General features: G+C 52.1%; 21 protein-coding genes and 2 pseudogenes. 13 read left to right on the forward strand and 10 right to left on the reverse strand.

Annotated elements, in window-relative coordinates; genetic code table 11:
* The 5 genes from B0W44_RS08405 to B0W44_RS08425 all read right to left on the reverse strand — a co-directional run bounded on the left by B0W44_RS08405 (position 1) and on the right by B0W44_RS08425 (position 3,180).
* On the reverse strand, positions 1-948 hold the full coding sequence (locus B0W44_RS08405) for an MBL fold metallo-hydrolase (protein ID WP_077719671.1): 948 nt from the start codon (positions 946-948) through the stop codon (positions 1-3).
* Positions 949-1,132: 184 nt separating this feature from the next.
* Positions 1,133-1,453 carry a YbjQ family protein gene (locus B0W44_RS08410; protein ID WP_077719672.1) on the reverse strand — a complete coding sequence of 107 codons (321 nt, stop codon included), beginning with the start codon at positions 1,451-1,453 and terminating at the stop codon, positions 1,133-1,135.
* Entirely contained in the window at positions 1,434-1,598 is a 165-nt protein-coding gene (locus B0W44_RS08415; protein ID WP_169835490.1) for a hypothetical protein, read from the reverse strand. The genes B0W44_RS08410 and B0W44_RS08415 overlap by 20 nt, the downstream gene beginning before the upstream one ends.
* Positions 1,599-1,642: 44 nt before the next feature.
* On the reverse strand, positions 1,643-2,608 hold the full coding sequence (locus B0W44_RS08420; RefSeq protein WP_077719674.1) for an alpha/beta hydrolase: 966 nt from the start codon (positions 2,606-2,608) through the stop codon (positions 1,643-1,645).
* On the reverse strand, positions 2,605-3,180 hold the full coding sequence (locus tag B0W44_RS08425; protein WP_077719675.1) for a helix-turn-helix domain-containing protein: 576 nt from the start codon (positions 3,178-3,180) through the stop codon (positions 2,605-2,607). Before B0W44_RS08425 ends, B0W44_RS08420 begins: the two co-directional genes overlap by 4 nt.
* Before the next feature lie 240 nt (positions 3,181-3,420).
* On the opposite strand from B0W44_RS08425, the gene B0W44_RS08430 reads away from it, so the two are divergent.
* Together B0W44_RS08430 and B0W44_RS08435 are read left to right on the forward strand one after the other, a co-directional pair.
* Complete coding sequence (locus B0W44_RS08430) at positions 3,421-4,143, forward strand: thermonuclease family protein (protein WP_077719676.1); 723 nt, start codon at positions 3,421-3,423, stop codon at positions 4,141-4,143.
* 138 nt (positions 4,144-4,281) lie between these two features.
* On the forward strand, positions 4,282-5,355 hold the full coding sequence (locus tag B0W44_RS08435; protein WP_149026967.1) for an acyltransferase family protein: 1,074 nt from the start codon (positions 4,282-4,284) through the stop codon (positions 5,353-5,355).
* Between the two features lie 19 nt (positions 5,356-5,374).
* Here B0W44_RS08435 and B0W44_RS08440 read toward each other — a convergent pair whose 3' ends face one another.
* Positions 5,375-5,707 carry a hypothetical protein gene (locus tag B0W44_RS08440; protein ID WP_169835491.1) on the reverse strand — a complete coding sequence of 111 codons (333 nt, stop codon included), beginning with the start codon at positions 5,705-5,707 and terminating at the stop codon, positions 5,375-5,377.
* A gap of 250 nt (positions 5,708-5,957) precedes the next feature.
* Between B0W44_RS08440 and B0W44_RS08445 the strand changes: the two genes are divergently transcribed.
* On the forward strand, positions 5,958-6,914 hold the full coding sequence (locus B0W44_RS08445) for a 4-hydroxy-3-methylbut-2-enyl diphosphate reductase (protein WP_077719679.1): 957 nt from the start codon (positions 5,958-5,960) through the stop codon (positions 6,912-6,914).
* Positions 6,915-7,047: 133 nt separating this feature from the next.
* Here the strand turns inward: B0W44_RS08445 and B0W44_RS18800 are convergent, their stop codons facing one another.
* The 3 genes from B0W44_RS18800 to B0W44_RS08460 are packed head-to-tail and all read right to left on the reverse strand — an operon-like array spanning position 7,048 to position 8,118.
* Positions 7,048-7,404 (reverse strand): FHIPEP family type III secretion protein, encoded by a 357-nt coding sequence (locus B0W44_RS18800; RefSeq protein WP_077719680.1) that lies wholly within the window; start codon positions 7,402-7,404, stop codon positions 7,048-7,050.
* A gap of 8 nt (positions 7,405-7,412) precedes the next feature.
* Entirely contained in the window at positions 7,413-7,793 is a 381-nt protein-coding gene (locus B0W44_RS18805; RefSeq protein ID WP_077719681.1) for an FHIPEP family type III secretion protein, read from the reverse strand.
* Positions 7,786-8,118 (reverse strand): DUF1811 family protein, encoded by a 333-nt coding sequence (locus tag B0W44_RS08460; RefSeq protein WP_228441658.1) that lies wholly within the window; start codon positions 8,116-8,118, stop codon positions 7,786-7,788. Before B0W44_RS08460 ends, B0W44_RS18805 begins: the two co-directional genes overlap by 8 nt.
* A 142-nt stretch (positions 8,119-8,260) precedes the next feature.
* On the opposite strand from B0W44_RS08460, the gene B0W44_RS08465 reads away from it, so the two are divergent.
* From B0W44_RS08465 to B0W44_RS08500, 8 genes and pseudogenes are all read left to right on the forward strand, one after another.
* Positions 8,261-9,190, forward strand: a complete 930-nt coding sequence (locus B0W44_RS08465) for an alkaline phosphatase family protein (protein ID WP_077719683.1) — start codon at positions 8,261-8,263, stop codon at positions 9,188-9,190.
* A 68-nt stretch (positions 9,191-9,258) separates the two neighbouring features.
* Positions 9,259-10,035, forward strand: coding sequence for an enoyl-ACP reductase FabI (gene fabI / locus B0W44_RS08470; protein ID WP_077721301.1), 777 nt, complete (start codon positions 9,259-9,261; stop codon positions 10,033-10,035).
* A gap of 172 nt (positions 10,036-10,207) precedes the next feature.
* Complete coding sequence (locus B0W44_RS08475; RefSeq protein ID WP_077719684.1) at positions 10,208-10,441, forward strand: ferredoxin family protein; 234 nt, start codon at positions 10,208-10,210, stop codon at positions 10,439-10,441.
* 188 nt (positions 10,442-10,629) lie between these two features.
* Positions 10,630-13,029, forward strand: a complete 2,400-nt coding sequence (locus B0W44_RS08480) for a 3-hydroxyacyl-CoA dehydrogenase/enoyl-CoA hydratase family protein (RefSeq protein WP_077719685.1) — start codon at positions 10,630-10,632, stop codon at positions 13,027-13,029.
* 71 nt (positions 13,030-13,100) lie between these two features.
* Positions 13,101-14,281: pseudogene (locus B0W44_RS08485) on the forward strand (acetyl-CoA C-acyltransferase).
* Between the two features lie 25 nt (positions 14,282-14,306).
* Positions 14,307-16,085 carry an acyl-CoA dehydrogenase family protein gene (locus B0W44_RS08490; protein ID WP_077719686.1) on the forward strand — a complete coding sequence of 593 codons (1,779 nt, stop codon included), beginning with the start codon at positions 14,307-14,309 and terminating at the stop codon, positions 16,083-16,085.
* 269 nt (positions 16,086-16,354) lie between these two features.
* A pseudogene (locus B0W44_RS08495) lies at positions 16,355-17,733 on the forward strand (alanine/glycine:cation symporter family protein).
* Between the two features lie 199 nt (positions 17,734-17,932).
* On the forward strand, positions 17,933-18,850 hold the full coding sequence (locus B0W44_RS08500; protein ID WP_077719687.1) for an RluA family pseudouridine synthase: 918 nt from the start codon (positions 17,933-17,935) through the stop codon (positions 18,848-18,850).
* A gap of 3 nt (positions 18,851-18,853) precedes the next feature.
* On the opposite strand, the gene B0W44_RS08505 is transcribed toward B0W44_RS08500, so the two are convergent.
* Positions 18,854-19,744 (reverse strand): LysR family transcriptional regulator, encoded by an 891-nt coding sequence (locus tag B0W44_RS08505; protein WP_169835493.1) that lies wholly within the window; start codon positions 19,742-19,744, stop codon positions 18,854-18,856.
* Positions 19,745-20,131: 387 nt separating this feature from the next.
* On the opposite strand from B0W44_RS08505, the gene ggt reads away from it, so the two are divergent.
* Together ggt and B0W44_RS08515 are read left to right on the forward strand one after the other, a co-directional pair.
* Complete coding sequence (ggt, locus tag B0W44_RS08510) at positions 20,132-22,813, forward strand: gamma-glutamyltransferase (RefSeq protein ID WP_228441609.1); 2,682 nt, start codon at positions 20,132-20,134, stop codon at positions 22,811-22,813.
* Positions 22,814-23,092: 279 nt separating this feature from the next.
* Positions 23,093-23,680, forward strand: a complete 588-nt coding sequence (locus tag B0W44_RS08515) for a CalY family protein (RefSeq protein WP_077719689.1) — start codon at positions 23,093-23,095, stop codon at positions 23,678-23,680.
* Positions 23,681-23,744: the final 64 nt, after the last annotated feature.

Consider the following 23,744-nt stretch of genomic DNA (forward strand, 5'->3'; position numbering starts at 1 on the left):
TTAACCTTCGCGTTTTTGCAAATAGTCGGCAATTCCCAGCGCACAGATGTGGAGGTCAAGTTTTAAAACCGTGTAGACGCGGTGATGATCGGGCACACCGCGTTCTGTTAAATATCGACTGACGAGGGACGTCAACCTTGTGACGATCCCGTCTGTCCCTTCTCCGTTCTCCAACGCTTTCTCCCCTTCTTCTACAAAACGGGGAATCCAGTCACTGACCTGTTCGTACACTTTTTCGACACGGGACGTCATTCCGTAGTGTCCGAAATAAATGCGGTCCACGTGCTTGTCCTGAAACGTGCGGATCGAGGTCAGCATGGCCTCAGGGTCAAATTGGTTCGGCGACGTCGACGGGAGGTAAAATTCCAAACCGACATCGTTTGTTTGGTGATAGCGGATGCCAGCCGTGTCCCCGGTAAACACCCCGTTGGAAACGGGGTCGTAAATGCTGAAGTGATGGGCAGCGTGCCCAGGTGTGTGCCAAAACTGCAACGTGCGGCCGGGACCGATGGTCAACGTTTCCCCATCTTCTTTTACGATGAGGCGTTCTTCGGGAACTGGGACCACCGGATCGAACAGCGCGTCAAATTTGGAACCGTACACGGCACGGGCACCGGCGATGAGTTTTGACGGATGAGCCAAGTGGCGAGCACCCCTTGGGTGTACGACGACTTTGGCCTGGGGGCAGTCTTTAAGCAGTAAGCCAACGCCTCCGGCGTGATCGAGATGGATGTGGGTGACGATGATAAACTGGACGTCAGCCGGGTCGTGCCCCAGTTGGCTTAAACCTTTTAGAACATGCGGGACCGACGGGCTTGGACCGGTTTCGACGAGTGTCAAGTTTTCCTCGTGTATGACGTATGTACCGGTTCGCCCTGGCATGCCCAGATCCAATCCGTCGATGAGGTGTATCCGCTTCCCTAAATCTTTTAGACGGTCGGATTGCAATACCTTCACCTCTCCATAAACATTTTAGTGAAGAAAGCCTGTCGGCTCACCGTGAGGATAGACCCATGCCTCTTTGCAAAAAGAAAGGGATGAAAATGTGTCACGTATCGGACAACACCACATTTCGATTGCTCCTTTAGGAGCAGAGCAAACGGGTTATCCTGTGAGTTGTTTTGAAGGGCTGTCAATTTGATTCTACAACGACCGCCGTACCGTAAGCAATAATTTCAGCGGCGCCACTCATGACAGAAGATGTCTGCAGCCGGACTCCAATCACCGCATTGGCCCCTTTGGCCCGGGCATCTTCAGCCATTCTGCCGATGGCCACCTGGCGGGCGTGAGTCATCATCTCTTCGTACTCTTTAATTTCGCCGCCGATGACATTTTTTAAAGCTGCTAAAATATCTTTGCCAAAATGCTTGGCCTGAATGGTGCTACCCTTCACAAACCCTTTTAGTTCTTTAATTTCGTGATTAGGAACAAATTCAGTAGTGACGATCATCATGTTGGTTTTCCTCCTCTTTTTCTCTGCGGCGCTCTTTGATTAGTAATCCAAACAACATCGCGAGGGAGAGCGCGAATATCCCCAAAAAAGTAAATGTTACGCTGACGTTCACAAAGGCAAATATAATTGCGGCCAGTTGTGCCACGATGGTCAACACAAGGAAAATGTTTTTGAGCGTGTTCATTCCCGTCACCGACCAAAATGTTTTTGCAACCATTCACTCAGCGTATGCTGCAATTCAGGATGAAGGGGCTGGCCGCTTTGGCGTTTATATTCCTTGGTCAGTTGAAGCACGGATACGTCAGCCTCCTGCTTTCTCAAAATGTGATTCATGTTGTCGATAATGCGGTATTCTGCACGGTCCCCGATGAGTTCGACGAACTTGGGCACACGGTCCGGGTTGGCTTGCGCGTCCTTTGAACCTGTTACGGCCAGGGTCGGACATTCGATTTTTTTCAAATCCTCCAACACGTTATAAGCAAAATGTTCCCGATACCATTTGGCGTTGACAGTCTTCAGTTTGTATTTCAACGTGTCTGTATGGGAATGCATGATGTTTTGAATAAAGGCTTGGGCTTGCTTTTCAGCTCTCTCCGGTACCTTTAACAGACGAACGAGGACACCTTTCAACCCTTTGAGAGCGTTCAGTTCTTTGTAGACTAGAGACCTTTGATACGCGAGGGCTTCCTCCAGTGTTTCCGCCGAACCGGCCAAGAGGACGAGTCCCTGTACGGCTCGTGCTTGACGGGCGCTTATGGCCGTAGCCAAAACACACCCTTCACTGTGTCCCAAGACAATGGTCTGCGTCGCATCTACCTGGGGATGGGACGTCAAAAATTGGAGGGCAGCCTCAGCGTCTTCCACTAAATCCCACATGCCTGCTCTCCAGAAGTCCCCGCCACTTGCTCCCGTGCCCCTCTTATCGTAGCGCAGGGTGGCAAAGCCCATTTTTGCGATCATGTGGGATAAGTCTTTGTAGATATTTAGATTGAGGCGTTGTTTTTGAATGTTCCCATCGCGGTCTATCGGTCCGGACCCCGCCAAAATAAGGACAGCCGGCACTTGTTGTGTCACCTCAACGGGAAGAGTCACTGTCCCCTTCAGCCGAACCTTTCCTTGGATCGTCACATTCAATTCCTTAAACGGTCTCGTCATCGTTCTGCTTCCCCATCGTGCTTTATTTTGCTTTGCTCTTTCCGGGGTTCCGGAATAAAAATGGTCGCGATCGTTCTCCTCCTTCTGTGGGGGGCCGGTTCATTTTGTATCACATTCTGAACCGCCGTGCGGACGTTTTGTAAAAATGCCTCAAACTCTTCATCACTTAAATAGACGTTTGCCTGCCGGTATCCGAACCCATCGGCTGCCATGTTGTCGCTTTTGTGTTGCAGATAGTGATCCAGATCCCCTAAAAGGTTGGCCATAAAGGCCATGAAGTAGCGCAAGTGATCCTCTCGGCTGGCGTCTTTGAGATCGTCTGCGTTTAAATTTCCGCCTTGTTCCGCCAGTGCGTATATTTTTTCTTCCGTTCCCCGGACCTTATTTCGGCCGACAACGGTCAAAAGGTTTGCTTGGCGCAGTACATTGAAATGCCGGTACAGGGTGGCCTGCGGAATTTCCGGCAACATCTCGCCGATTTGTTGAACGGTGAGGTGACGCCCGCCGACGAAGGCTTGCACAATACGCATACGAACCGGGTGTAACAAAAGGTCTGCCTTGGTACGTTTCATCGACGAATCCCTCATTGTGCAACCATTATGATCATTTTATAAAATGATAATAATGGATTTTCATACCAGAATCAAGATGATTCGAAAAAAAACGCGGGGAGTGGGATGTCTGGCGCGTGTATTTTCAAAACAGATGAAAGTGCTAATTGCGGAAAGATTTTTTGCGCACAGTCTAAAGCTGTTGACCCGGGAGGGGTGATGGCGGTAGCATGAATGATGGCACGAACGGAGGTTGAGTGAATGTTGCGGTCGGTATTGTCCTGTATGTTGCTCATCATGTTGACAGCCTGTTCTCTGTTGACCCAGTCCCCAAATACGATCACAGCTGAAGTGACGAAAGTCGTGGACGGAGACACGATAAAAGTGAAGCTGGGAAATCGGGAAGAAACGGTGCGCCTGCTGCTCATCGACACGCCGGAGACGGTCCACCCCGATAAACCGGTACAACCGTTCGGTCCCGAAGCCAGCGCGTTTGTAGAAGAGATGCTGGAAGGAGAGACGGTTGAGTTGGAAAAGGATGTGTCGGAACGGGACCGTTACGGACGCTTGCTCGCTTACGTGTACATTGACGGCGAATCGGTGCAAAAAATGCTGCTCGAACGGGGGTTGGCCCGCGTCGCATACGTCTACGAACCGAATGTGAAGTACGTAGAGGAGTACCGCGCTGTGCAAGAACATGCTCAAAGAGAAGGAAAAGGTATTTGGTCCATCGAGGATTATGTACAAGAGGACGGATTTAATGAAATGGAAGGCGGGGTAACAGAGGAGCAGGAGGAGGGGTGGGATGACGTCTCCGATAAGCGGTTTATCGCCAGCCGGAACAGCGACGTGTACCACGAAATCGGTTGCCCCGGGGGTGCTAATCAAATAAAGGAAGAAAACGCCATTTACTTTGAGACAGAGGAGGAAGCCATCGACAGCGGGCGCCGGATGTGCCATTCTAAGGAGTGTCCCTTAAACTAGATAAAGTCAGCAAATGTTCACATTCATCAAAAACGAGTCCCTTCTGATTCACGTTATGGTATTATACAGTATCATTGGATGAATTAGTTGCGTCTTGGCAACTGTTTTTATTTTTACGGAGTAAGTGAGGTGCGGGACATGGCAGTAGACAAGTTAAAACAGGCGTATTTGCCTGAGATTGACATTTTAAAAGGTCTCTGCATCTTTTCTGTCATCGTGATTCACACCGTCCCGAGGGAACTGCTGTACGACACGCTGTATCCCTTCCACCTGTGGCAGGCCGTGCCCATCTTCATCATCTTAATGGGGTTTAACGCGACGAGGTCGGCGGAGAAGCGGGGGTTAACTTCTCTTGCGGACTTTTACAACAAAGCTTATATAGAGAGGCAATTTTCCCGCTTAGTTGTCCCGGTGCTCGTTATTTACGCCCTCAGTTTGCTGCTGTCCATCTGGTTTGAAAATGATCCGTATTTTGGTTATCAGACGTTGTTGTTAAAATTTCCGATGACCGGTCCGGGTAATTACTACGTGAGCATCGTATTGCAATTCATTCTGCTTTTTCCACTGCTGTACGTTTTTTACAAAAGACATCCAGTGGCGATGATTGTTACGTGTTTCGCCGTAGACGTGGCGTTTCAGCTGATGAGCAATAACGACGTGATGATGGATGAGCATTACTACATGTACACTGGGAACATTTTACGCTACTTGTCTGCACTCGCTCTCGGCATGTGGATCACGAAAAAACTGGACTTGTTCAGCAAGCGCAACGCCTTTATCGTGATTGGGTTTGTCATGAGTTTAGTCTATATTTTACTCGAGGATTACACCAGTTGGCAGTTGGAGGCTTTTCCGTCACGTTGGCGGAGCCAAACGGTTTTGTCCTTCTTTTACCCGCTAGTGCTCGTCGTGTTGACGATTAAATATTACCCAAGTTTTTTAAAGGGTGCCGTCGCTAAGTTCGTCGCCCTGTTGGGAAAAGCGTCGTACCACATTTTTCTCGTGCAGATTCTGTACTTTGGCCTCGATGTCCCGTTTACAGACAAGTGGGAAGAAGTGTCGCTGGCGATGTTTTTAGGACTTCTTGTGAACTTAATTGTCTGTTTCGGGCTCGGTCTGTTGTTTTACTTTGCCGACAAGAAGGTGCGTAAAGGGTGGACGGCGACGCGGGCGGGCAAAAGGTGGAAAGCTTTCCACCGCCCGTCCTATTGAAGAGTACAGGCACGTTGGCCTAGATCGAAAAAACGGTCAACACCGTGATGAGATACAAGGCGATCCCGGTTCCAAAACCAGCAAACGACCAGGCGTAAATGCGGTTTGCTGGAAGAGCGGGATCGTCTTCCTTTAGCCATTTTATTCGCCGTTTGCTCACGACGACATCGAGGACCGGCAAAGCCGCGGCCATGACGAGCAACAGCGGGTTGGACGCTGCCAGGAGATAAGTTGCACCGAGGGAAAGTAACAGGGCGAACATCCATCCTGTCATGATGTGAATCGTGAAGTAACGCGCGCAAATGTGTGTCTGTTTCATGTCCACTCTCCGTTTCACACGCCATTCTGTCATGATTTGACGCATTGTCTCGAAAACCTCGGAGCGTTTTACGTGTGCTCACTTCGTTCGTCTTCGCCTTGTGCCTCGATTCCGGCGCCGACATGACGACATCGGCAACACTCTTTTCTATATATCTTATGTCGGACTTAACGATTTGAAAATACATGCCAGAAACCATGAAGATTTCCACGTTGTCGTAGTCAGTCAATGACAAGTGCGCTATAATGGAGACAGTGATGACCTCGCGTTGGAGGGAATAACGATGGAAGTGATCAAGATTACACCCCGCGGCTACTGCTACGGTGTGGTCGATGCCATGGTGTTGGCGCAGCAGGCGGCCAAAAACCCACATTTGCCGCGGCCGATATACATTTTGGGGATGATTGTACACAACCGGCATGTGGTAGAGGCTTTTGAAGAAGAGGGCATCGTGACGCTGGACGGCGAAAACCGCCTGGAACTTCTCGAACAAATTGACAAAGGGACGGTTATTTTTACGGCTCACGGTGTTTCGCCGGAAGTGCGCAAGAGGGCGAAGGAAAAAGGATTGACGACCATCGACGCCACGTGTCCGGACGTCACGCGGACACATGACCTGATCAAGGAGAAAGTGAGCGAAGGATATGATGTCGTCTACATCGGGAAGAAAGGCCATCCTGAACCGGAGGGAGCCGCAGGAGTGGCCCCTGATCACGTTTTTCTCGTCGAAAATGAAGACGACATTGAAAAACTGGAGTTGGACAACGAGCGCATTCTCGTGACGAACCAAACGACGATGAGTCAGTGGGATACGCGTCATTTAATGAATCGCATTCGGGAGAAATACCCGCAGGCAGAAGTGCACAACGAAATCTGTATGGCTACGCAAATGCGCCAGCAAGGCGTGGCGCAACAGGCAAGAGGAGCCGACTTGACACTGGTCGTCGGTGATCCGCGCAGCAACAACTCTAACCGGCTAGCCCAAGTGTCGGAAGAAATTGCCGGAGTGAAGGCGTACCGCATCAGCAATGTGACGGAAATCGATCCTGAGTGGCTGAAGGGCAAGCAGAAGGTCGCCGTTACAGCAGGAGCGTCCACTCCGACACCGCTCACGAAAGAAGTCATCAAGTACGTCGAGCAGTTCGACGAAGACGATCCGTCGACGTGGGAAATTAAGCGGACAGTCGATCCGAAAAAAATTTTACCCCGCATTCACACGAAGCGGACGAAAGCTGAGTAATGCGAAAAAGGAGCCTGGGTTAGGGCGGGGACGCTGTCGGCTAGATGCGTGAAGCCTGTCGTTGATAGAGATGTGGTTGGATGAAGGCGATATCATTAAACAACAGAGAGGCTGGGACACTTTCCCGGCCTCTTTAGTGTTTGAGATGATGAATGGCAGCGGTTGTGCGGCCCGGTCGTGGCAAGCGTTTCTTTTTATGTGCCGCGATGTATTTGACGATGTCGTCCGGGTGGGCTTGAGTCCACTCTGGCGGAGCGTATCCTCCGGCAGGGTGAACGATATAGTACTCCAGTACGGTTTCCAGCAGGTCTTCGAACGGGTGCAGCGGAATGCGCTTCGCGAGCAGTTTGCGCATCACTTGCCAGATTAAACCGGCCGTTACTCCCCTCTTCTCCAACTCTTTCACTAGTTCCGGTGCGTAAGATTTCGCCTGGTGCAGCCAACGAGCGGCGGTTTCGTACGTTAAGAGCTCTGGCGCCTTTTGCTCCATCACCGTTTTTAAATGATCCAGCAGCAGTGTGTATGCGGGATCTCCCTCGTGCTCCCCCAAAACCCTGGTTGCTGCGTCACAGGGTGATGACCCGGAATGCCGTCTGAAGCTTCTGTGGAAAACGTCAGCGGCGGATGTAATACAGCTCGCCCGACCCGTTGACCGCGGATGCGGATGACGTACTCACTCTCTTCGGTCGCCATCGTCCTAATGCGAATGGATGGGATGAACAACCCGTGTGAGTGCACCAATTGGCGCCGCTGTTCTTGTACTTTGCGGGCCAGCTGGGCTTCTGTGTTTAGCGCTTCGTACAGCTTCGTCTCCAGCTCTAACGACATGAGGTCGCTCTTTTGGGCGCTGTACGCGTCAGAGACCGTCCAGTCACTCATTGCAATCCCCCTTGTCAGACCAGTCCGGCCGGTACAAACGGCCGATCGGAAAAGCGACTTCAGGGTGTTGGTTGTTCACGTAACCCCAAGCCATCACGCCCCTGACAAAGTTCACTTTAAAAATTCCGGCTTCACCGTGAACGTGGTAGACGGTTCCGGGTTCAATGTCTTCCGGGTTCATTAAATACGATTTGGCAAAGTAGTATTTTTGCTCCAGGACGTTGACTTCGTGAAACTTCCCTTCGTTTACTTTGCGTTTAGCCTCACGACGCAGACGTTCCGTTTCTTTGACGAGTTCTATTTCGTTCATGTCACTGTATCGCATCAAGGGTGATTCCTCCGAAGTGAAACATCTGTTTTTTTCATTATTATAACAAACCTTCACGTTTGTGCCCTTCCATTTTTGACAACAATTCGTGGTAAAATAAAAAGATAAGAGAGAGCGCGTGTCCGAAAGGGAGGGGCCCATGTCAGTTTTGTTGCTGTTCATTGACGGCGTCGGATTAGGGGATGACGCGGCGTACAACCCGTGGGCTGCGTTGCCGACACCCTCACTCAACGACTTGTTGAGCGGCAAGTCTTTGACAAAAGCAGCCGTGGGACGGCACGGGGACGGCGTCCTATTGTTGGAGACGGACGCCCGCCTCGGTGTAGACGGGCTGCCGCAAAGTGCGACTGGACAAGCCACCATATTTACTGGACGCAATGCGCCGAAATTTTTAGAGAGGCATATGAGCGGGTTGCCGTTCAAGCGTCTACGGCAGTTTGTGCGCGAGGACAACCTGTATCTCCAGTTGGAAAGGGAGGGGTTTCGTCCTGCGTTTGCCAACAGCTACACAGAAGAGTATTTTCAACGAAAGGCCACGCGGCGCGGCTGGAAGTCTGTTAGCACGGTCGCGATCGAAAGTGCGACTGCCCCCGTTCGCATGACGAAGGAACTCTTGGAAGGAAAGGCGGTCTTTCACGACTTAACCCGCCGTCACCTACAGACGTTCAGACCAGACATACCGGAAATTACGCCGGAACAGGCGGCGCGGCACATCCTCCATTTGTTGGCGGAATACGATGTCGTCGTGCAGGAATTTTTCATGAGCGACGTCGCCGGACATAAACAGACGCCGGGGTTGATGGAGTGGGTGGTGGAGACGTACGACCGTTTTCTCGGATGTGTGGTGAAAGAGAAGCGGGCATCGGATACGGTCATTCTCGTCAGCGATCACGGAAACAGTGAGGATATGCGCGTGAAAACCCACACGATGAATCCAGTTCCGACACTTGTCGTGGGCCCTGTGCCGCCTGTGAGTGAGGTAGACCTATCGGCATGGAATTTGACCGACATCGTGCCGTTCATCCACCGCATTTTACGTAATGGTACAAGTGGTGAAATTGACATTTAACAGGATGTTCGGTACTTTATAGTTAGATACTATGATCAGGTACTAAACTCATGAAACGAGGGATCGGAATGAATCAGATGCTGAGCGGAAAGCGCATGGTCGTCATGGGGGTGGCCAACCATCGCAGTATTGCCTGGGCGATCGCCAAAGCGTTACATAAAGCGGGGGCGGACCTCGCGTTTACGTATTTAAGTGAGCGGGAAGAGAAAAAATTAAAAGAGCTGACGAAAGACGCGAACATCGACAACGCGCTCTACATTCCGTGTGATGTGACGAAGGACGACCAAGTAGAGGCAGCCTTTCGCAAAATTAAGGAGACGTGGGGGACGGTACACGGACTGGCTCACTGTATCGCACATGCGAAAACAGACGACTTAAAGGGCGATTACATCGATACATCTCGCGACGGTTACGCCCTGGCTCAAGACATCAGTTCCTATTCACTGGTCGCGGTCACCCGAGCCGTACGCCCGTTGATGACCGAAGGCGGGAGCGTCATCACGATGACGTACATGGGGGCAGAGCGGGTCATTCCGAATTACAACGTCATGGGAATCGCCAAATCGGCACTGGAGACGAGCGTGCGTTATTTGGCGTACGACGTCGGAGAGGAGAACATCCGCGTCAATGCTATTTCGGCGGGCCCTGTCCGCACGTTGGCGGCAAAGGGTGTGAAGGATTTCAACCAAATGACTCACATCGTGGCTGAAAGAGCGCCGCTCAAGCGGGCTGTAGATGTCGAGGAGATTGCCAACGCTGCCCTGTTTTTGCTCAGCGATCTTGCGACGGGGATCACGGGAGAAGTGTTGCACGTCGACGGTGGGTATAACATTATGGGAATGTGATGGGAAAAAGACACAATTTTTTGTTTAGGTGAGGTAGGAAAATTCCGTTTTTCATAGTATTATATAATTAGCAACTACCGGGGTCCTCGTTTATCGGATTCTGTGATAAGTTGTTAGTAGCGGAATCACAACATACTGATGAAACTGATCTGAAGAAAAGGAGGAAAAAGATATGCCCTACGTCATAACATCCGCTTGCAAAGACGAAATGGCGGCTGACTGCGTGGAAGAGTGCCCCGTCGACTGCATACACGAAGGTCCGGATCAGTACTACATCGATCCTGATACGTGTATCGACTGCGGTGCTTGTGAACCGGTTTGTCCGGTGGAAGCCATCTATCAAGACGAATTTGTACCTGAAGAAGAGCAAGAGTACATTGAAAAGAACAGGGCATTTTTTGAGTAGTTGGTCGGGGGGCGCGCCAAAAGCGTGCCCTTTCTTATTGATAAACTGATAAAAACGAATTTCCGCTTTAAGGAATTGGAAGCGCTTGCAAAATCATAGAATACTAATGCGCTTTTTACTGAAAAGGATCAAGCTCGTCTGACTCTAAAATGAATGAATGTTCATTCAATATTTGCGGGGGGAAACTTATGCGACACATTCGCCAAGCGGCAGTGCTCGGTTCAGGTGTGATGGGGGCGGCGATTGCCGGTCATTTGGCCAATGTCGGCATTCATTGTACGTTGTTGGACATGGTGCCGCCTGCGTTGACAGACGAAGAGGAAAAACGTGGAAAAACCTTGCAAGATCGCGACGTGCGCAACCGGTTGGCACGCCTCGGCGTCGAACGGCTGTTGCGGGAGACCCCTTCTCCCCTCTACGTGAAACGGGCGGTAGACCGCATTACAGTCGGCAATTTGGAAGACGATTTGGAGCGGTTGTCAGAGGTCGACTGGATTGTCGAAGCGGTCGTAGAAAAGTTGAGTGTGAAACAGCAGTTGCTGGAAAAGGTCGAAGCAGTGTGGAGGCCAGGCACCATTGTCAGCTCGAACACGTCTGGCCTCTCCGTTCACGAGATGACGGCCGAACGCTCCCCTGAGTTTCGCCGCCATTTCATGGGCACCCACTTCTTTAATCCGCCCCGTTACATGAAATTGCTGGAAGTGATTCCGACAGAAGACACCGATCCCGAACTTGTGCGGAAAATGCGAGCGTTTGCCGAAAGGGTACTGGGGAAAGGCGTTGTCATCGCTAAGGACACCCCGAACTTTATCGCCAACCGGATCGGGGTGTACGGACTGCTCGTCTCCTTTCGCGAAATGGTGAGGCAGGAGATGTTTCCGGACGCAGTGGACGACATTACCGGACCGGCTATGGGCAGGCCGAAGAGCGCCACGTTTCGCACGTTAGACCTCGTCGGCCTGGATACGTTTGTTCACGTGGCAGACAACGTACGAGATCGCGTGTCCGATCCTTGGGAAAAAGACGCTTTCACGGTGCCGCCAGTTTTGCGGCGGATGGTGGACAGGGGATGGCTCGGCGAAAAGAGCGGGCAAGGCTTTTACCGGAAGGTAAAAAACAAAAGCGGGAGCACCATTTTAAGGTTGAACTTGGACACGATGGACTATGAGCCGCGGAAGAAGGTGAAAGCAGCATCGTTAGAGGCGGCGAAACGGGCTAAGACGTTGCCTGATCAACTGAAGACCCTCTTGTTTGCCGAAGACGCGGCCGGGAGATTCGCTTGGAACGTGACGAAAAAAGTACTGTTGTACAGTGCGGCGAAAATCCCCGAAATTGCGGACAGAGTGCCCGATATCGACCGTGCCATGAAGTGGGGGTTTAACTGGAAATTGGGGCCGTTCGAGATGTGGGACGCGATGGGTGTCGCGCGCACGGTACAGCGCATGAAGGATGAAGGAGAAACGGTCCCCAAATGGGTGGAGGAAATGCTCGACAGCGGCCGGGATACGTTCTACTCCCGCGTTGAGGAAGGCCCCACTGTTTTCACGCCGGCTGCCAAAGTGGAAAAAGTGGAAGAAGACCCACGGTCCATCTCGTTGGAACGACTAAAAGAAGAAGGGAAGTTCATGAAGGGAAACCGCGGTGCCAGCCTGATCGACCTCGGAGACGATGTCGTCTGCTTGGAGTTTCACTCGCCAAAAAATGCGATTGCCACGGACATTATCTCGATGATGCACACTGCTGTAAAAGAAGTGACGGATCACTACCGCGGCCTCGTCGTCGGCAATCAAGGCCGTGACTTCTGTGTCGGGGCCAACTTGATGATGATTTTAATGGAGGCGCAAGACGACAACTGGGCGGAGATCGAGTGGATGATACGGCAATTCCAGGATGCAACGATGGCTCTAAAAAGGTGTCCCCGTCCCGTTGTAGCCGCTCCGTTTGGCTTTACCCTGGGCGGAGGTGCAGAAGTGTGCTTCCCTGCGGACCGCGTTCAAGCAGCGGCCGAGACGTACATGGGACTTGTCGAAACCGGTGTCGGTCTCATTCCAGGGGGAGGTGGAACGAAAGAAATGCTCGTCCGCCTGACAGACGGGTTGGATTTAAAGAACGCCATCGCCTTGCAAGGGGCAGCGGGTCAGGCGTTTGAACGGATCGCCATGGCCCGAGTGTCAACCAGTGCGGAAGACGCTCGGGAACTGGGCTATTTACGCCCGCAAGATCGGATCACGATGAACCGGGACCATGTGCTTTACGACGCCAAGCGGGTTGTCCTCGAACTGGATGAAGCCGGGTACCGCCCACCGCCGCCGCAGAAGATCCCGGTTACAGGCGAAACCGGGTACAACGTGTTGAAGTTCGGTGCGTATGACCGGCTCAAATCGGGCCAGATCAGCGAGCACGACTTCAAAATCGCCGATAAATTGGCGTACGTGCTGGCAGGCGGTGCCGTTTCGGAAGGGACTCTTGTCACAGAACAGTACTTGCTCGATTTGGAGCGGGAAGCTTTCCTCAGCTTGTGTGGCGAGCCGAAATCCCAGGCGCGGATGCAACACATGTTGACGAAAAACAAACCGTTACGTAACTGAGGAATGCTGGGACATACCGCAAAGGACGACCATTCTGATGTGAGGCACAAAAATTGAGGAGGAGAGAGACGGTGAGGGAAGCGGTGATTGTTGCCGGGCGGCGCAGCGCAGTGGCGAAGGCGCGTCGTGGCAGTTTGAAAGACACCCGCCCGGACGACTTTGCAGCGGCTGTCGTGAAAGGGCTTTTGGACAGTGTTCCTGAATTAGATCCGGGTGAAATTGACGATGTGATCATCGGTTGCGCTTTTCCTGAAGGAGAACAGGGCATGAATGTGGCGCGCATCATCGGACAGCGAGCCGGCCTGCCAACGGACATCCCGGGTGTGACGGTGAACCGCTTTTGTTCATCCGGTTTACAAGCTATCGCCATGGCGGCGGGCAGTATCGCTGCTGGTTATGCGGACACTGTTGTAGCCGGCGGTGTTGAAAGCATGACCATGGTGCCGATGGGGGGAACAAATTCGCCCCCAACCCGTATTTGTTGGACCGCTACCCCGAAGTGTACATGTCCATGGGACACACTGCGGAAGAAGTGGCGAGGCGTTACGGGATTACCCGCGAAGAGCAGGACGCCTTTGCGGTGACAAGCCACCAAAAAGCACACGCTGCGATTGAAGCAGGAAAATTCAAGGAAGAAATTGTGCCGCTCAACGTGACGCTGAAGCACTACACGCCGGAAAACGGCTTGCGCGTCTCGAACCAAGTGTTTGACACAGACGAGGGGGTCCGGCCGGACACGACGGTGGAAGTCCTCGCCAACTTGCATCCGGCATTCCAGGAAGGCGGTACAGTCACGGCGGGCAATGCCTCTCAGATGAGTGACGGTGCCGCGGCACTACTGGTCATGGCCGGCGACAAGGCCGACCAGCTCGGAATAAAACCGCTCGCTGTCTTCCGTTCGTTTGCCGTCGCCGGAGTAGATCCCGAGATCATGGGGGTTGGTCCCGTGAAAGCAGTGCCGAAGGCACTGAACATGGCAGGAATCCATTTGGATCAAGTCGACTTAATCGAGTTGAACGAAGCGTTTGCTGCCCAGTCTTTAGAAGTGATGCACCAGTTGGAACTTGATCCGGATCGCGTCAACGTGAACGGGGGAGCCATTGCCCTGGGACACCCCCTCGGATGTACAGGAGCCAAACTGACCGTCAGCCTCATACACGAGCTTTTGAGGCGCGGCGGGAACTACGGCGTGGTGACGATGTGCATCGGTGGCGGGATGGGAGCTGCCGGTGTACTGGAAGTGGTGTCGTAGTGGATCAAAGAAGGAGGAGAGGAGCATGGAGACAAAGGTTCACGCACTAAAAGGCGGGAGTTTTCTCGTTCAACGAGTTGATCCGGAAGCGGTGTTCACACCGGAAGAGTTGACAGATGAACACCTCATGATCGCCAAGACGGCGGCAGAGTTTGTAGAGAAAGAAGTGAGGCCGTCAATGAAGGCAATCGAGGCACACGATTTTTCGCACAGTGTGAAGCTGCTGAAAAAAGCAGGTGAACTGGGCCTTTTAGGTGCAGATGTCGGGGAGGAATACGGCGGCCTCGGGTTGGACAAAATCAGTTCGACGATCATCACGGAGAATATGGCGGGGGGGCGCTCATTTGGTCTCACTCACGGCGCCCACGTCGGGATCGGAACACTTCCCATCGCCTACTTTGGAAATGAGGTACAGAAAAAAAAGTACCTGCCGAAACTGACCAGCGGCGAGTGGATTGCAGCTTATGCTCTGACTGAACCGGAATCTGGTTCCGACGCCCTCGGTGCCAAGACGACGGCCGTTTTGGACCGTGACGGCTCGCACTACGTGTTGAACGGCCAGAAGCAGTGGATCACAAACGCGGCCTTTGCCGACGTCTTCATTGTTTACGCAAAGGTCGACGGGGAAAAGTTTACCGCTTTTATCGTCGAACGCGCTTTTCCTGGGGTGTCCACTGGTCCAGAAGAGAAGAAAATGGGAATTCTGGGGTCGTCGACTCGCACGTTGCATTTAGAAAATGTCCCCGTGCCGGTGGAAAATGTGTTGGGAGAGGTCGGCAGAGGCCACGTCATCGCCTTTAACATTTTAAATGTCGGACGCTTTAAACTGGCGGCGGGAACCGTCGGCTCTTGCAAAAGAGTTTTGACTGAGTGCGTGAAGTACGCAAAGGAGCGCCGGCAGTTTCAGACACCGATTGCCCAGTTCCCCTTAATCCAGCAAAAAATGGCCGACATGGCCATCAAGACGTACGCAACAGAGAGTATCGTCTACCGCACGGCCGGGCTGTTTGAACGGTCACTCCGTCAGGTGCATGCAGAAGACGGGCAAACGATTGCCAACGCAATCGCCGACTACGCGGTCGAGTGCTCAATCAATAAGGTGTTCGGATCAGAAGCGCTCGACTTTGTCGTGGACGAAGGAGTCCAAATTCACGGCGGGTACGGTTACATGCGAGAGTACGAGGTGGAGAATGCGTACCGCGATTCGCGCATCAATCGCATTTTTGAAGGGACGAACGAAATCAACCGCCTTTTAATTCCCGGGACGCTGATGCGCAAGACGAGGAAAGGGGAACTCCCTCTCTTGGAATCCTTCCAGTTGCTGCAAAGAGACCTGTTGTCGTTTGTACCGCCTCTGTTCGACGACCCAGCGCCCCTGGAAGTGGAAGCCCATCTCCTCGACATGACACGGAATGTTTTCCTCATGACGGCCGGAATGACTGTGGAAAAGTGGGGAGAACGGTTAGAGCAGGAACAGGAAGTGGTATGTGGCCTCGCGGATCTCGTCATCGCGCTGTACGCGATGGAAAGTTGTCATTTGCGGGCGCACAAAGCGTTAAAATCACGCGGGAGAGACAAAGCGTCTTTACACCTCGACTACGCGCAAGCTTTCATCTACGATGCGTTTCAGGAGGTCGAACAAATCGGACGCCGTATTCTCGCCGCTTTGGAAGAAGGCGATGCGCTCAGAACTTCCCTTTCCGCGCTCAAAAAACTGACCCGTCACACCCCGGTTAACAGTGTAGCACTGAAGCGGCGCATTGCAGCCCGGATTATCGATAGAGGACAATACATCACAGCATAAACGAAAAGTTTCGATTGCAGGAAGGCCTGAAAAAGTTCCCAACTGTCACCATGGGAAGGGCCTTCCTTATGACCATTCCTAATGAGGAGTTTGACGTCAGCTTGAGGACCGACAGTTCCCGGGCCTCCGGCGGTGAAATGTGTAGAAGGTGATCGACGGGCTCTGTTTCGAATTGCCTGATATATCCAAAACTCCAAAGATTTAGTATAGACATGGGGGTGTGACTCTCTTATAATGAAAACGACAATGAGAGTAGAAAGGAGCGTACCATGGAAGCATTAGCCAATGTCGTGAAGGTTGTGAACGGATTCGTCTGGGGTCCAGTGTTGCTTATTTTGTTAGTCGGAACAGGCATTTACTTAACATTGCGCCTCGGCTTTATTCAAATTACTCAACTGCCCTACGCTTTAAAACTCTCTTTTTCACGACAGCAGGACAAGTCTTCAGAAGGCGATGTGTCCCACTTTCAGGCCCTTATGACAGCGCTGTCAGCCACTGTCGGGACCGGTAATATCGCCGGCGTGGCGACGGCAGTCGTTCTCGGGGGCCGGGAGCTCTCTTCTGGATGTGGTTTGCCGCACTGTTCGGAATGGCTACGAAATACGGCGAGGCGATCCTCGCGGTGAAATACCGCATTACGAACGAGTTCGGGCAAAAATCGGGTGGCCCGATGTACTACATTGAGCGAGGCCTCGGATGGAAGTGGCTCGCCGTGTTGTTTGCCGTATTCGGGACAGTTGCCGCTATTTTCGGTATTGGCAACATGGTCCAGTCCAATTCGGTAGCCGAAGCGCTGAACAAATCTCTCGGGATTAATCCGTGGCTGACGGGATTTGTTCTCGCCGTCTTGACGGGTCTCGTCATCCTCGGCGGCATCAAGAGCATCGCCCGGGTGACCAGTGTACTCGTCCCCTTTATGACTGTGTTTTACATTCTCGGTGGCTTGATTATCGTCCTCATGAATATCTCACTCGTTCCTGAAGCGTTCTCCCTCATCTTTAGAGAGGCGTTTACGGCTGAATCGGTCGGTGGCGGCGTGCTCGGCACGGCGGTTCGCTTTGGTATCGCCCGGGGACTGTTCTCGAATGAATCGGGTCTCGGTTCAGCGCCAATTGCCGCGGCTGCAGCTAAAACAGACCATTCTGGCCGGCAGGCCCTCGTGTCGATGACGGGGACGTTCATCGACACGTTCGTCGTCTGTACGTTTACAGGCCTCGCCCTCGTCATGAGCGGCATCTACATCGGGGCCGACCCGAACGCAGACAGTGCCTCCCTGACAGTGCAAGCATTTGACGGATTTCTCCCCGTGTTTGGCAACATTGTCGTCACAGGCGGCCTCATCCTGTTTGCGTACTCCACCGTCCTCGGATGGTCGTACTACGGCGAAAAGTGTTTCACGTATTTGTTTTCAGACCGATCGCTTTACGTTTATCGCGCAATATTTGTCGTTTTCACCTTCATTGGCGCCGGTCTCAGTGTTGACCTCATTTGGGGCATTGCCGATATCTTCAACGGACTGATGGCGTTTCCCAACCTCATTGCCCTGCTGCTACTGTCCGGTGTCATTGTCGAAGAGACGAAAAAGTTTCAAGACATTAGGCGTCAGGAAGTGGCAAAACCTCTCTCCAGGGACGTGGGCAGTCAGTAAAAAGGAAGAAGTGATGCCCCTTTTCCCGAGAAACTTCGGTCATCTGTTTCGACGGGCAAGTCGCTCGAACTGAAAAGTTCACAGTGAGACCGGTTGACATATGACAGAGATCATAATCGTGGTAAAATAATAAAAGCAGAATGACGCCCCCGATCTAGCGGGGGTATTTTATGTGCCAGCGTTGTACAGGGGTGATCACATGTCGTCAGACTTCACATTTACCGTAACAGCAGAAGAAGACGGGCGAATGTTGCAGCGCGTGCTCAAGGCTCGGTACGGAATGTCCCGCAGGTTGCTGCGCAAGCTGAAAGCAAACGCATGCGTGCGGGTAAACGGAGAAGCGGCTTACTTGACGTCGCGGGTGACAGCGGGAGATCGCGTTCGCGTCATCTTGCCTGAAGATCGAGAGACAGAAGTCGTGCCACAGGCCATGCCCCTTCACATCGTACACGAAGATGACGATCTCCTCGTGCTCGACAAACAGCCGGGTGTCGTCGTGCATCCGACGAAACATTACCCGGACGGCACAATTGCCAACGGCTTGGTGTACTACTGGAAAACAAAGGGAGAAAAGCGTTCCGTACGACCGGTCAACCGTCTGGACAAAGACACGTCCGGCGTCATGGTCTTTGCCAAACACGCGTACGCCCACGATTTTTTGGCAAAACAGCTGCAGACAGGAGAGAGCGTGCGTGAATACCGTGCGGTTGTACACGGAAAAGTGGAACGTGACAGCGGCACGATCAACATGCCGATCGCCCGGCATCCGGACCATGCGAGCCGCCGCATTGTCCATCCGCATGGTGCTCACGCTGTCACCCATTATAACGTACTGCAGCGGTTTCCCCGCGCGACGTACATCGCCTGCACGTTAGAAACAGGCCGTACACACCAAATTCGCGTCCACATGGCTGCAATCGGACACCCGGTCATCGGGGATGCCGTTTACGGTGATTCCGTGAAGAACGGCGACTTTCCGATCAGCCGTCAGGCGCTTCACGCGTATGCCATTCGCCTAGTCCATCCGCGAACCGGGAAAACCAAACATTTTCAGGCCGAATGGCCCCGTGATTTGGAAATTCTCTTGGACGACTGTCGACACGTGTCCACTTCGTAGCGTTTATCCAGTGGCAGACGGCGCTTGCTCTCTGTTGACTAAGCGCAAAATCGTTTGCGTGATCAACGGCACGTAGTCGGAGTTCCTCCATATGATTGAAATCGAACTGTGTAACGTCTGTTGTGTTAAATTGACGGCTGACACCTTGCTCGAATCGAGTAAGGTTGCCATATCTTGCGGTATTAACGTCACTCCCAAACCGTTGGCCACAAGACTGGCAATCGTCAAAATTTCCGGGCCGACACAAAATGTTTTTGGTCTAAACCCTGCAACCAAGCAGGCTTGTTCCAGAAGATCGTATAAAGCCGGAGATTGTTGTCGATCGTAATGAATGAACTTTTCGTGTTGCAATTCTTTTAAATCGACTGTTTTTTGGTGCGCAGCCGGATGAGACTTAGCCACAATTAATTGGAGGGGGTACCGTTCGAGCTCGATAAAATTGAACCCCTGTCTTTTCAAAGTCGCTGTGTCTTTAGGTGTTCGAATGTACGCAATGTGGCTTTTTTGTCGGTTTATCAGTTCGATGGCCTGGGTGGAGGTGGTTTCCTGTAAATAAAATTCGACGTCGGGGAATTCCTTGTGCAGCATCGTGAGCATTTGCGGAAGGTAAAGACTGGCAGCAGAAGGAACTGCTGCGATTTTGACGGTTGTTTGCGGGACTACTTTCTTTTCTGTCAATTCATTGACGGTTCTCTCTATGTTCTCAAATAGAGGAGACAGTTTTTTGTACAAATACTCTCCTTCCTCTGTTAAGGTGACCTTTCGCGTCGTCCGATTTAATAACTTGACCCCTAGTTCGTTTTCCAAAGCGGTAATTTGCTGGCTCAATCCAGGTTGCGAAATACGCAGTTTTTCGGAGGCTTTACTGAAATTGAGATGTCGGGAAACTTCCAAAAAGTAACGGAAGGACAAAAGGTTCATCGATAGCTCTTCCTTTCTCAGATGTCTACCATGAGGCAAAAACTCTACAATTCGACACAAGGGACGTGCAAAGCAGGAAAAGCGATTGACAGTTGAGACGAAATTCCCAGACTTCCATGTAAAACCAACCTTTATTTAGTTTTATTCCAATTTTACCTAGTATTTTCTTTTTTTTTCAATAAGCCGAAACATCTATTTTAAGCTGGAATTGGTCCGTTGCGCCTAATTCCTTCTATGACTATTCTCCTTCAAAATTCATAAGCAGACGTTATAGCGTTATAAGAAATGGGTATTTTTAAATGATTCAGTAAAATGATAGCATTTAGTTAGTGCACTAATTTTTACAAAGGAGGGGTTGAGGTGAAGGGGCGCAAAGTTCAATGGCTGTCCATCGTGTTTTCGCTGTTGCTCGTGTTGAGCATAGGTGTGCCTTTGGGACAAGCTCAGAACGCGGACCCCGGTGATAACACGGGGTACGAACCTGAAAATCCGGGTGTGCGAGCTGAACAGACAGCAGAAGGCGACCTTGGCATGGTTGTGACAGCACATCCACTCGCTTCAAAAGTGGGAGCAGAGGTGCTGGAGAGAGGTGGGAATGCCGTTGATGCCGCTGTCGCCGTTCAGCTGGCTTTAAATGTCGTGGAGCCAATGATGTCAGGGATCGGCGGTGGCGGATTCATGATGTTCTACGACGCCGAGAATGAAAAGGTTTCCATCGTGAACAGCAGAGAGCGAGCTCCTGCCGGCGCGACTCCCGATATGTTTATCGACAAAAGCAATGCCGTTACAGGAGCAGGCAAATTTTTGCTGGGAGCCAACGAATTGAACAATGAAGGAGGAGGAGAGTTCCATATCGGGGAAGTAGCTGTCTACGATCTGGATCGACCGTCCTCCGACGGCCCCGTTTTTAGCTACGACTTTGAAGGAGAGGAAGGCGCTTCTTGGGATCTGGAGAAGTTTTCTCTGTTTGAGCGGGGCACGACGTTTACGTTGGATCAAGACGGAGGGAAAATTACGTTCGGGCCTCCCGTCGGCAACAACAGCACCTCGTATGGCCAGACGACGGCGGTGATGGATGAGGTTGAAAACAGTGAACTGCTCATGCGTTTCCGCACGGATGATCCCGGTGACGACCGACGCATTCGGTTGTGGCTGCGCGCTGACGATTACAGGTCCCAGGGCACGACATTTGCGAAAAACGGTTACGGTGTTGAAATTGAAACGAAGTCGAAGACCGTCAAGCTAATTCAGTCTAAAGACTCCAGCAGTTCAACGCTAAGCACTTTCCACTACGACACCACGTCTGACTGGCAGTGGATACGATTCCGCGTAGACGGGAGCGAACTGAAGGTACGTTTGTGGACAGACGGTAGCGAAGAGCCGGACACCTGGGATGTGGAAACGGTAGCCGGCAGTGTGATCCCCTTTCAAGAACGTGTCCGAAGCGGCCGTTCTGTCGGAGTTCCGGGAACTTTGAAAGGGTTAGAGGCGGCCCTTGAGAAGTGGGGAACGATGCCGCTGGAAGAACTGATCGAGCCTGCGATAGAACTGGCCGAGGATGGTGTCGAGGTCAACTGGGTGCTGGCTGACGCGATTGCCAGCAATGCGGACAAGCTGTCCCGCACAGCGGCGAAAGATGTCTTCTTGCCAAATGGAGAACCGTTGGAAGAAGGGGATCTGCTCGTCCAAAAAGATCTTGCTAAAACATTTAAACTCATTCGCGATCACGGCACTGACGTGTTTTACAGCGGTGAAATAGGGGCTGCACTGGCCGACGTCGTACAGCAATTTGACGGCAGCATGACGTTGGACGACCTCAAGAGGTACGATGTGACCTACGATACGCCAGTGTGGGGCGAATACCTCGGCTACGATATTGCGTCTATGCCGCCGCCGAGCTCAGGCGGACTGACGATGCTGCAACTGCTGAAGATGTTTGAGGAATTGGATTTGACGCAGTACGACGTGCGGTCTCCAGAGAAATACCACTACATGACAGAAGCGATGCACCTGGCGTATGCAGATCGCGGGGCGTATATGGGAGATCCGGAGTACGTTGAGGTGCCGAAAGAAGGGTTACTGCACCCCGACTACGTTCGTGAACGTGTTGCGACGATAGACCCCGACAGGGCCAATCCCGATGTCCGACCGGGGAATCCTTGGGAGTATCAAGACGGTGAACCGACACAGGCGGTCGAGCAAGTAGACGATAAAGTGGAAGGGCAGACGACACACTTCACGGTCGCAGACCGTTGGGGGAACCTCGTCTCTTATACGACGACAATTGAACAGGTGTTCGGATCTGGGATCATGGTACCGGGTTACGGCATTATGCTCAACAACGAGCTGACGGACTTTGACGCTGTCCCGGGCGGGGCGAACGAAGTTCAACCGAATAAACGGCCCTTGAGCAGCATGACACCCACGATTGTCTTAAAGGACGACAAGCCCTACATGACCGTGGGCTCTCCGGGAGGAACGACGATTATCACCTCTGTCATGCAAACGATTTTGAATGTCATCGGCTACGGGATGGAGCTGAAGGACGCGATTGAGGAACCTCGCATCTACAGCAATCAGTATCCGAACATCCGTTGGGAGTACGGTGTTCCGGATCTCGTGCGCCAGCAACTGGAAAGCATGGGTCACGCGTGGGAGTCGAGTCCGAGAGAAATTGGGAACGTGAATAGCCTGATGCTTGACGAAGATTCAGGACTCTACTACGGAGCGGCAGACTCGACAAGAGAAGGAACAGCCATCGGTCTGTCATCGGAAGATTTGACAGTTGAACGAATGATAGAACGCGTTGAGCAATTTGAACGTGACGGCGAGATGGCGAACAGCGATGTGGCCCGGCTGTTACGAAACCATTTGACTGCTGTCGGTCATTACGAAGGCCAGGGGTCAGTAGAGAAGGCTGTGAAACATATGCACAGTTTCCAACAGCTGCTGGATTATCAGAAAGAGCATGAACAGATGTCCGAAAGGGCGTACAACACGCTGTACGCCGATACAGAGGTGTTGTTGGAGAAGTGGAAGTAAACTGACACCGGGGCATAGTTCATCCGTCCTCCCTGTGCCACTGTTTGGGGTGTCACAGGGAGGGGCCCTTCCATTCATTTTACTTTCGGAAAGGAGGGGTGGCTTGTCGGTAACGGTAAAGCGTAAATAAGTGGAAAGCTCACGACTGGATGAATGCTACACGAAAGGTGAAGCGCTAGTGGCAGCAAGCCTTCTAAATCGAACATGTTTGTAGGAGGGGACCTCTGCCACAAGGGCGTGACTAAAAAAGAATTACTAGTAAAACGAGGAGGAGTTAAGATGAGTGTTAAAAAGCGACTGGGCATGGGGATGATGTCCGCTGTCGTCGGTTTAGGGTTAATCGGAGGAGGGACGTTCGCCTACTTCAGTGACAGCGAGCAGACGAACAACACGTTCGCAGCTGGCACACTGGATTTGTCGGTCGAACCGACGGAAATCATCGCCATCGACAATATGAAGCCGGGAGACTCGATCATTCGCGACTTTGAACTGCAAAACAACGGCTCCCTCGACATTGACAAGGTGTATTTAGAGACAGACTACACCGTTGAAGATGCCGAAGGCGACAACACGGAAGACTTCGGCGAACACATCCAAGTCGAATTCTTGTACAACGCCGACAAACTCGATGAAGTCGTATATGAGACGACATTGGCTGAACTGAAGGACATGACGCCGGAAGCCGTCAATCAGCACATATTTGATCCGATTCTCGAAGAACAAGGGCTGCCGGCAGGCACACGTGACGACCTCGTCGTCAAGTTTAACTTCCTCGACAATGGCGAAGACCAAAACCAGTTTCAGGGAGACTCCTTAAATCTGACGTGGACGTTTACCGCTACCCAAACGGCTGGTGAAGCGAAGTAACGGTAAGCTGCAAAGAAGGGGCTCTCCAAAACAAAAAAATCATAACCATGGGATATCAACGTTC

Source organism: Novibacillus thermophilus (genome assembly GCF_002005165.1).
Taxonomy (GTDB): Bacteria; Bacillota; Bacilli; order Thermoactinomycetales; family Novibacillaceae; genus Novibacillus; species Novibacillus thermophilus.